Source organism: Roseomonas acroporae (genome assembly GCF_023223525.1).
In the GTDB taxonomy this organism is placed as follows: Bacteria; Pseudomonadota; Alphaproteobacteria; order Acetobacterales; family Acetobacteraceae; genus Roseomonas_E; species Roseomonas_E acroporae.
In genome coordinates this window covers 1-8,886 of record NZ_JALPRX010000174.1, presented here as the reverse complement: position 1 = coordinate 8,886, position 8,886 = coordinate 1, and the positions used below count along the sequence as shown (strand labels likewise).

At 66.8% G+C, this 8,886-nt stretch carries 9 protein-coding genes; 4 read left to right on the top strand and 5 right to left on the bottom strand.

Features of this window, described 5'->3' with window-relative positions; all coding sequences use genetic code 11:
• Positions 1-41: 41 nt before the first annotated feature.
• Positions 42-317: a hypothetical protein gene (locus tag M0638_RS27320; RefSeq protein WP_248670116.1), complete on the bottom strand. Its 276-nt coding sequence runs from the start codon at positions 315-317 to the stop codon at positions 42-44.
• Between the two features lie 58 nt (positions 318-375).
• Between M0638_RS27320 and M0638_RS27315 the strand changes: the two genes are divergently transcribed.
• A complete protein-coding gene (locus tag M0638_RS27315) occupies positions 376-822 on the top strand; it encodes a hypothetical protein (protein ID WP_248670115.1) in 447 nt (148 codons plus the stop codon).
• Positions 823-961: 139 nt separating this feature from the next.
• On the opposite strand, the gene M0638_RS27310 is transcribed toward M0638_RS27315, so the two are convergent.
• Both M0638_RS27310 and M0638_RS27305 read right to left on the bottom strand, forming a co-directional pair.
• Positions 962-2,032 (bottom strand): hypothetical protein, encoded by a 1,071-nt coding sequence (locus tag M0638_RS27310; RefSeq protein WP_248670114.1) that lies wholly within the window; start codon positions 2,030-2,032, stop codon positions 962-964.
• A 39-nt stretch (positions 2,033-2,071) separates the two neighbouring features.
• Positions 2,072-2,500, bottom strand: coding sequence for a hypothetical protein (locus M0638_RS27305; protein ID WP_248670113.1), 429 nt, complete (start codon positions 2,498-2,500; stop codon positions 2,072-2,074).
• Positions 2,501-2,700: 200 nt separating this feature from the next.
• Here M0638_RS27305 and M0638_RS27300 point away from each other — a divergent pair, with 200 nt between their 5' ends.
• The 3 genes from M0638_RS27300 to M0638_RS27290 all read left to right on the top strand — a co-directional run bounded on the left by M0638_RS27300 (position 2,701) and on the right by M0638_RS27290 (position 4,936).
• Positions 2,701-3,606: a LysR family transcriptional regulator gene (locus tag M0638_RS27300; RefSeq protein ID WP_248670112.1), complete on the top strand. Its 906-nt coding sequence runs from the start codon at positions 2,701-2,703 to the stop codon at positions 3,604-3,606.
• A gap of 546 nt (positions 3,607-4,152) precedes the next feature.
• Positions 4,153-4,350 (top strand): hypothetical protein, encoded by a 198-nt coding sequence (locus M0638_RS27295; protein WP_248670111.1) that lies wholly within the window; start codon positions 4,153-4,155, stop codon positions 4,348-4,350.
• A 214-nt stretch (positions 4,351-4,564) separates the two neighbouring features.
• On the top strand, positions 4,565-4,936 hold the full coding sequence (locus tag M0638_RS27290) for a hypothetical protein (protein ID WP_248670110.1): 372 nt from the start codon (positions 4,565-4,567) through the stop codon (positions 4,934-4,936).
• Positions 4,937-5,009: 73 nt separating this feature from the next.
• On the opposite strand, the gene M0638_RS27285 is transcribed toward M0638_RS27290, so the two are convergent.
• Both M0638_RS27285 and M0638_RS27280 read right to left on the bottom strand, forming a co-directional pair.
• Entirely contained in the window at positions 5,010-5,351 is a 342-nt protein-coding gene (locus M0638_RS27285) for a hypothetical protein (RefSeq protein WP_248670109.1), read from the bottom strand.
• Positions 5,352-5,415: 64 nt separating this feature from the next.
• Positions 5,416-8,373, bottom strand: a complete 2,958-nt coding sequence (locus M0638_RS27280; protein WP_248670108.1) for a class I SAM-dependent DNA methyltransferase — start codon at positions 8,371-8,373, stop codon at positions 5,416-5,418.
• Positions 8,374-8,886: the final 513 nt, after the last annotated feature.

Sequence of the window (8,886 nt, the reverse complement as noted above, 5' to 3'; positions counted from 1 at the left end):
TCGCCAACTCAGGATACGCTTCCATGTAAACGCAGCACGCTCTAGAAGATCGGCCGGCCGTGGCGGAGGTCGCTCACCGCCTCGCAGAGGCGCAGGACGATCAGCGCCGCGAGCCAGCCGAAGAAGCCGCCCATCAGCGGCGGCGCCAGGTGGTTGTCGGCCATCGACGGGTCGGCGGCGCCGACCTGCGCCAGCCAGCCGCCCAGCAGGGTGCCGGCGGCGTAGCAGGCCAGCACGAGCCAGCGCGGCGGCTGCCACTCGCCGGGCTTGGCAGGCCAGAGATCGCTGCTGGGCGTGCGGCGGTGCGCGGGACGCATCGGGGACCTCGGATCGGCAATGTTGCCGATCCTATCACGAACGGAGGCGGTACCTCGCATGATCACCCTGGCCCCCGACCTGTGGGAGCAGCTGCGCGGCGATCCGGACGTGGCGATGTCGTGGCGCGTGACGGTGCTGGGCGCGGTGACGCGGCTGCTGCTGGCGGGCTTGGCGGCGGCGCAGGCGGGCGATGCCCTGTCGGCCGAGGCGGCGTTCGTGCTGGCGCGCCTGACGCCCGAGCAGACGGGCCTGTGGGATGACGAGATGGCCCGGCTGCACGCCGCGATGTCGGCTGTGCGGGGCAGCGTGGTAGCCCCGGCCTGCCCGCAGCCCAACCCGTCGCGCACCGACGCGATGGCGGCGCTGGTGAAGGACCTCGACATGATGTGCCTGGCGCTGATGGCGCTGCGGCAAGGCGAGGTGGCGGCCGAGGCCGCGGCGATCCGCATGTGCCGCACCGACATGCCGTGCAACCTGTCCCAACATATGCAAGTCTCGCACTAACCGGCCCGCCGCCGCGTGCCGGAGGACAGCCCCGACCTCGCCCGGCGGGTCGAGCGCGACCGGGACTTCCGGCGGCAGTTCGGCAGGAGCCCAAGGGATGCGGAGGTCGGGGTGGAGTGAGGGTGGCTGGTGTGCCCGTTCATCCAAATGGATGGTCGGTCCGGTGCTCGGCATAACCCGAGGTGATATAGTGCAGCGTGGCGGCATGCAGGTCGTTGCCGTAGGCGGCCCGAAGGTCGGCATAGTTGGCGAGATACTGAGCGGCATTGAACAAGGTGGGATTGCGCCCTTCCGCATGGCCGCTGGTGATATAATGCAGTTCGCCTGCCGTCGTGTTCGCGCCGTAGGCTCCGATCAGGTCGCCATAGGAGGCGATGTACTCCAGGGAGTCGAAGGTGACGAGGCGGCCTTCGAGGTGGCCGGTGTTGATGTAGTGCAACTCGCCCGCCACCTTGTTCGCGCCGAAGGCGGCGATCAGGTCGGCATAGGAGGCGATGTAGGCCAGCCCGTCGAAGCTGGCGGTGCGACCCTCCACGATGCCGCTGCTCTCGTAGTGCAGGAAGGCGGCCTGCTGGTTGGTGCCGAACACCCTACTAAGGTCGGCGTAGGAGGCGACGTAGGACAAGGGCTGAAACACCGGCAGCTGCGAGATGTCCAGCGACTGGTCTGTGAACTGGAAGTTCTGCACGTTGACCGTTTGGTCGAGCTGATGGCTGACCGTGTCGTACACCACGGCTTGGCCGTTCCATTCGGCTGCACGAACCTGACCATAGGTGAAGTTCAGCTTGACAGCGTTGAACCCGCCGCCCCCGTCGATCTGGTTGAAGCTGCCATAGGCGGGGAGCACGTCGAGCGTGCTGCTCCCGATCACGACGTTGGCCCCGGACAGGGCGGCGCTCAGTAGCGCGGCGGCCGAGCCGGACTGCACCGCCGCCGCGTAACTCGCGGCGCTGAAGGCGGTCGTGCTTATGGAGAAGCTCTGGCTACCCGGCAGGGATACGCTCAGGCCGAGGATGGTGCCGGTGGTCGGACCGTAATTCGTATAGCCGCCCAGGCCGAAACCATCCAGCGTGACCGTGTAGCCGGCGCTGTGGAGGTTGTTGCCCTGGTAATGCACGGAGGTGGCGTCGGTCGAGGCCAGCGCGGTCCAGGAACCGAGCGAAAGGGCGCTGCTGTCGAAACCGCCCGTGCCCACGCTTAGAACTGCCATGATCGCATCCCTTCCGATAGTGGCTGCCTGAAGGCCGTTTCAGTGACAGCTCAGCGAGCCGGCGTTTCCGCTCGAACTCGATGTGCAGTTCATCCTGCTGAGGTCGGGCATCTGGATCTGCGGTATTCCGATGTCGGCGGGGCCGCTGCTCATGGCGCGCTGGGCCTCGTCACGGCGCCGTTGGGCTTCGGCGTCGCTGCGGGCCCGCTCGGCCGCCTCGCGCTCCTGGCGGGCCTGGTTCTCCTGCGCCTGGCGCGCCTGGAAGGCGCGGCGGTCGGCGGCCGCCTCCGCCTCACGCTGCTGCGTGGCACTCATCAGGCAGTTGGCAAACCCGTCCGTGCCGGGCGCGAAGCCGAAGCCGGCGCATCGCTGCGTGTCCATGGCACGCAACTCCTCGGCGGTGGGGCCGCAGGCGGCGAGCAACGCTAGGGTGCCGCCCAGCGGCAGCGACCACAGCAGCCTTGTCATCCCCATCAGTCGCCTCTCGACATTGCTGGAGTGGCGGCCCGGCACCGCGGCGATACGCCCGAAACGGTCCACGCGCCGAAGGACGGCGGCAGCGAATATCGTTCCAGCATCGCTTCGCCCAGACTGCACGCCCGCATCCTGGCGCGGGAGGCGGTGGACTGGCACTCTATGGTTTCCTTGCCGGAAACAATGGCCACCTCTTGGACAAGCTCGACCGCCTGCGGCTTTTCACCCTCGCCGTCGATCTGGGCAGCCTGCGCGCCGCCGCGCAACGCCTTGGCGTCCCACCCTCTGCTGCGAGCAAGGGCCTGGCCCAGTTGGAGCGTGAGCTGGATGCCAGGCTGCTGGAACGGAACGCGCGACGGCTGACCGTCACCGCGGATGGCAGCCTCTACCTGGCCTCCTGCCGCACCGCGCTCGGTGGGCTTGACGCGGCGGCCCGGTGGCTCGCCGACGGGCGGCGGGCGGTGGAGGGTCGGCTTCGGATCAGCCTGCCCTCCTCGCTCGGGCGGATCGCTCTGGTGCCGCACCTGCCGGGGCTGCTCCGACGTTGGCCAAGGCTGCACGTCGAGGCCAGCTTCGACGACCGGCAGGTGGACCCGGTGGCTGAGGGCTACGACATCGTGCTGCGCGTCGGCCCCGATCAGGGCGCCCGGCTGGTTGGAACACGCATCAGTGGTACCCGGTTCATGACCGCCGCCTCGCCGGCCTTCCTCGCCGCCCTGCCCGAGCCGATCGAACGGCCGGCAGATCTGGATCCGGAGGCCTGCCTGCGCTTCCTGCTGCCCAACCGCGGCACCGTCGGCACCTGGCGCCACGGCCGCGACGGGGGCGTGCATCGGCTCGTCCCCGCCGGCCGCTTCACCAGCGACGATGCCGAGGCGCTGGTCGCCGCCGCGCTGGCCGGCACCGGCATCGTGTTCATGCTGGGGCTGTCACTGCTGCCCTGGTTTGCCTCCGGCGCACTGGTGCGGCTACTGCCGGATTGGGAACTGCCCGGACCGGACATCTGGGCGCTCTACCCCGAGGATCGGCGCGGCAATGCCAAGGTGCTCGCCTTCGTCGAGGCGCTGGTGGAACTGGCGGCGGGCGGCGCCTTCGGGTGAACGGCTCTGGTCCTACGCAGCCCCGGTGGGTCGGGAGGGATTGGGACGGTCCCATGCCCCCGGGTCGCCACCCGTCAGCCTCTCGGACGTCTCGAAGGCGGAGATGCGCGTTCACGGGCCGGCTGCGCCTCAACCGGGGCCTCAGCCAAAAGCGATGGCGCACCACCGCCACCTGCCGAACGCGCTCGGGGTGGCCGCGGCGCCGGTGACCAGGCGCCTCGGTCTCGGCGTCATCATCCAGTTCGGCCAGGTCGAGGGGGAGGATCACGGTGGGGACGGTCGCTCACCGTGAGCTGCCTTGGGCTCTGGCGGGGCCGGTGCTGGCGGCTCCGGCAGCGGGCCCATCCCCGACCCCAGCCACAGGTATGCCGGCATCCCGTGCGCTGCGCTCCAGGCGCCAGACGGGATCGAGGATTGGTCTGGGCAGCGGGGGCAGTGCGGGGGCGCTTGCGACACCCGGGCTTCTCGTTACGATACAATTATGGGTTGCACAGACGGCAGGCACCGCTGCTGCGGCGCGGGAATGAACGGCAGCGGGCGAACGCCATGGCAGAAACCGGCTTCCGCCTTCCTGGCGCCCGGCCTCGCCCGGAGGTGCGGGCCGAGCTGCTGCGGATCTGGGACGCGCTCGATCCGGAGCGGCGGAAGGCGCTGATCTTCACCGCGCGGGCGCTGGCGAAGGACGCGGGGCTGCTGCCGGCGGACGCGCCGCTGTTGGCGATGGGCGGGAAGGCGGTGCTGTGAGGGACGGCGGGCGGCAATCTTATTGCTGAAACCGTGGCGCCAGACGCAACAATGCAATTCTGAAAGTTTGCGTTTGGCGTTGCGAAACTTTCGAGTTCGCACACGCGATTTTTTCTTTGTCTTAAGCGATTAAGTCATCCTCAAGCCTTTCATGCCATGCAAGGGTGAATTCTCACCCCTTTCCCGGCCGTGAAAGCGGCCCCCGGAGAGACCCGTGGACGGCATGGACACCCATTTGGGCAGCGCAGAAGGACAGGCTACGTTCGGTATGGCGAACCTGCGCCCAGACAAGACCGGCCTGCCGTTTATTGTATTCATTTCGCAACGGGATGCGGCTCAACACGACATCCGGGTGAAGGTCTCTCCCGCTCCCAGGGTCCGCCACGACCAGATGAGTTCCTATTCCATCAGGCCGGCTTTGCACCATCAGACCGGGCCGGTTCTCTCCACAAGTGACGAGCGGCTGCTGAACGAGTGGGTGGACAAGAACTTCGATGTGCTCCTCGGCTACTGGAATGGAGACATAGAGTACACCGAGGACGCCATGGACCTGCTTCAGCCTATCCCGAAACGGTCAGCCCACTAGCCACCCACCCTACCACCCACCACCCAGCCCGCCCGGGAGACCGCGGCGGGTTTCGCGTGTCAGGCGGTCGGGATCAGTTGCGCCGCAGAAAACGGCTGACTGCTTCCACCTTTGCATCAGCAGCCTGCTGCGCCGCTTGGCGACCCACGCGCGGCGCTGGCCGAGGCGGCTGCTGCCGGATCGCCCCCTGCACCGCGAGTTGCGCATCGCGCCGCGCCACCGCGGCCGCGAGCCACTGCGAGGCGAGCGCGCAGGCTTTCCGGTTCAGGATCACGATCGGCACCTCGGTCCACGTCATCAGCGTGCGCTGCGCGATGGGCATGATGCGCATGGTGATCTCCTCCGCCGCACGGGCTCGGCTCCAGTAGGCGCCCGGATAGGCCAGCACGGTGCCGTTGCCGTCAGCCGGCTTCATCGCCCGCCGGTTTCCGCAGCCTGACCTCAGGCCCCTCGCCGTTGCCGCGGGTGAAGGTGGAAAGTTAGTCGGCAGCGCGTCGCTGGTTGAGGGCCAGCAATCGGGCCAGAACATCGCTCTCAGATATGTCGGCAGGCCAGCCGTAAGCCGCTGCTACTGCGGCGTCTAGAGCCAGATGCAGGCGATCTAGCCATGCCCCCTCTGGCGTGCCGCGCGTGTTGTACAGCGCCGTCAGCGTCCGCCGCTTCAGCATCGCTGCCGCCTCGGCGCTCCGGGGCAGAAGTCGGTCGGGAAACCCCGCCACTACCTCCGGCACCCGTTCCACAAGCTCCGGCGGGTTCAGCCAGCGATCGCGCGCCTCGACCAGCGCCCGCGCGGCCGCCGCGATGGCCTGCGCGCGAGAGTCATCGGCATAGGTGGAGGCGGGCAGGTGCGGGGTGAGGCCCTCCGGGAAGGGAAAGGTCTCGAGGGTGGTAGAGGGGGTGTAGCGGGGATCGTTGCCGACACCCAGCCATGTGCCCAGACGCAATGCCCATATCTCGTGGAAGCGGCTGTGCAGGATGCCGAAGGTGGTGTTGTCGTCGCGGGCGATGGCGATGAGCTGGTGATCCGCCAAGGCCGGGAGTGTCATCCAGGCAAAAAGTCGATGCTTGGCGACCGTCGGCGTCACGATAAATCGCAACAATCCAGCCAAAGCCCTGTGCATTCCAGGTCGCGGCTCGACATGTCGCCACCACTCCCGTGCATATGTCTCGCGCTTGTTCGTTGCACGAACCGGCCGCACATGTTCGACCAGATGCGCATAAGGCGCGGAGTAGTAGGCCGCCTCGGCGTCCGTCATTGTCCAGCCGAAGTCCACGATCCAGGTATCGGAGGGCCGCCGTGTCACGGCCATGCCGTTCGCCCAGGGGCGCAGCACATCCGCGTTCGTTCGCCCGTTCGCGTTGCTAGGCAGGCGCAACCATGCGCGCGCCACATCGCCCGGCACGTCGAAGGCACCACCCTTCGTGTCGCCCATGAACGCCACGCCCGCATTCTCGGGCAACCGTCGCGCCGCCGTCAGGTTGGCGCTACCCGCCGTCAAGTCAGCATGGATTGCCGGCACTGCCAGCCCGTCCAGCATCGCCCCTGCCGCCCGTTCCCGTCCCCAGCACACCAGCGAGACACGCACGGCCGCGCCATCCAGCACCCATGGCTCGTCTGACCACGCTTCCGTCAGAGTGCCCCCCGCCGCCATCGGCTCCAGTACCCGACGGTTCGCGCCGCCTCGAATGCTGTTGGTGGTGACCAACCCCGCCCGCTCGGTTCGTCCGGCCACCACCGCCGCCTGCGCACGCGCCACCCAATAGCAGACGAGGTCGGCTTCGGCCGGCACCGCGCCGCGATGAGCTACGAACAGCCGCTCCGCGTACTCGTCTCCCAGCATCGCGCGCAGCCGCTTGCCACCTAGGAATGGTGGGTTTCCCACGATCGCTTCCGCCTTCGGCCACGCTGCCGGCGTGCTGTCTGTCGTTAGTATTGCGTCACGGCACTCAATAGTGCTCAGCGCGCGCAGCACTGGATTGTGCGGCATGGGATAGCCATTGCGTCGCGCCCATTGGATATGGCCGATCCAGACTGAGACGCGCGCCAGTTCCGCCGCGAAGGGATTGAGTTCGATCCCTAGCACCGCCTCAGGCCCCACTTCGGGGAAGCCGGTTGCTAAGCCAAGCGCCGCTGCCTCTGCCAGCACTCGCGCTTCCAAATCTTTGAGCGCCAGCAACGCCACGTACAGGAAGTTGCCCGATCCGCAGGCCGGGTCTAAAACCCGGAAGTCCCGTAGGCGTGCACGGAAGGCTTCCAGCGTCTCCTTCGCCCTCGCCAGCAGGTCGGCCATGCGCCGTCGTCGCCGCTCGCCCTCGCGCGCCAGTGCCTTGCGTGCCTTTACGGCTTCGCCCGTGACCACCTCACCGGCCAAGGCATCCAGGGCCTCATTCCCGCCGACGGTAGAGCGCAGAGCCTCGCGCTCATCCATGGCATGGGCAATCCGCTCGCGCGCCGTCGCCCATTCAGCTAGCAGCGGATCGCGCACCACGGGATCGATGATCCGTTCGATAGTGGCTCGGTCAGTATAGTGGGCGCCGAGCTGTCCGCGCTTATCAGGATCGAGCCCGCGCTCGAACAGCGTGCCCATGATCGCCGGATCGATCTCGGACCAGTCGCGCGCCACGGCTTGTTCCAGCAGTCGGATATCACCCGCGTCCACCGGCAATGCCTCCGCGTTGGCGAAGAGCCCACCGTTGAACCATGGCACCGGTTTAAAACCGATGCGGCCGTCACGCTCGGCGAGCTGGTTAAACAGCGTAGACACGAGGTTCTGGAATTGTCCTGGCTCAGCCCGCCCGAGCGCCAGCAGGTCTGTCAGGATATCGCGCGACAGCAACCCTACGTCTTCCGCGAACAGGCAGAAGACCAGCCGGTTGACGAAACGTGCCACCGTCCCTGCGTTATGCCCCCGTGTGCGGAGCCGCTGTGCCAGAGCTACAAAGTCGGCCGCGGCTTGTTCAGTGATGGCTTGCCGCGTTTCAGCCGGACGCCAAGTGTCCGGCCGCGTCCACATCGTCGCCAGCCGCGCGGTCACACCTGGGTCGCGCAGTTCCCTCAGACCGAAATCGTGTCGTTCCGTCTTGGCGTTGGTCCAGGCGGTTCGGACAATGATGCGCTCCATGTCCGACACCACCAGCAGCGGCGGGTTTTCCAGGGCACCGGCATAGCGGAGTAGTTGAAGATGCGCTTCATCGAGGTCATGACCTCGAGACTTGTATTCCCAGCCGAAGCACTCGCGCTTCCACACATCGGCCCAGCCTTTGCCGCCCCCGGCCTTGGTGACGCCCTTCTCAAAAGCGTATGTGGAACCATTGGGATCGTCGTTAGGCCGAGGCGTGTTCAACAGCGCGCATAGGTCAAGGAAATGCTCCTTGGCGGCCGCGGCTTCGGGGCGGGTATTTCGGTTCCATTTCTCGACGAAAGCGTCGGGTGTCATCGACGAGCCTTGGCGCGCTTCGGCGCCAGGGATGGGCGCCCCCTTTGGCGGAGCCTAGGAGAGGCATTATTGTTGTTCAACCGGAACGAAAAAAGCACACCTAACGAACATGGAATGAACCTTTAATGGAACATTAACTGTCATCCGCAATCGCGGCAGACGTCAGTGAAAGGCATCATGCTCCGGGTTCGGTGGCCGCCATTGAAGGAGGCACCACGCCTCCATCCTGGGTGAAGCGTATCCCGGCTGCTTCATAGGCTCGCTGAATGGTGTTTAGCGTCGCTGTGTTCACCGACTTGTCTGCTTCAACTCGGACCACAGTGTTGGGCGCCACACCGGCCTGCTGTCCTACTTGCGCTACCGTGAGGCGAAGGATCGCCCTCGCTGCCCGAGCCTGAGCGCCAGATATCATAAATCTGCGTTCCCATCGCAAAAATCTGGTTGACCGCACCAATCGTGACTGCGATGGTGTCGCACCGAAGCGATACTATCGCAAAAGATAGGTGCCGCAAA

Excerpts from the sequence above, each read along its gene's own strand:
- M0638_RS27320 (WP_248670116.1), bottom strand. The coding sequence starts at position 317 with ATGCGTCCCGCGCACCGCCGCACGCCCAGCAGCGATCTCTGGCCTGCC.
- M0638_RS27315 (WP_248670115.1), top strand. The coding sequence starts at position 376 with ATGATCACCCTGGCCCCCGACCTGTGGGAGCAGCTGCGCGGCGATCCG.
- M0638_RS27310 (WP_248670114.1), bottom strand. The coding sequence starts at position 2,032 with ATGGCAGTTCTAAGCGTGGGCACGGGCGGTTTCGACAGCAGCGCCCTT.
- M0638_RS27305 (WP_248670113.1), bottom strand. The coding sequence starts at position 2,500 with ATGACAAGGCTGCTGTGGTCGCTGCCGCTGGGCGGCACCCTAGCGTTG.
- M0638_RS27295 (WP_248670111.1), top strand. The coding sequence starts at position 4,153 with ATGGCAGAAACCGGCTTCCGCCTTCCTGGCGCCCGGCCTCGCCCGGAG.
- M0638_RS27285 (WP_248670109.1), bottom strand. The coding sequence starts at position 5,351 with ATGAAGCCGGCTGACGGCAACGGCACCGTGCTGGCCTATCCGGGCGCC.
- M0638_RS27280 (WP_248670108.1), bottom strand. The coding sequence starts at position 8,373 with ATGACACCCGACGCTTTCGTCGAGAAATGGAACCGAAATACCCGCCCC.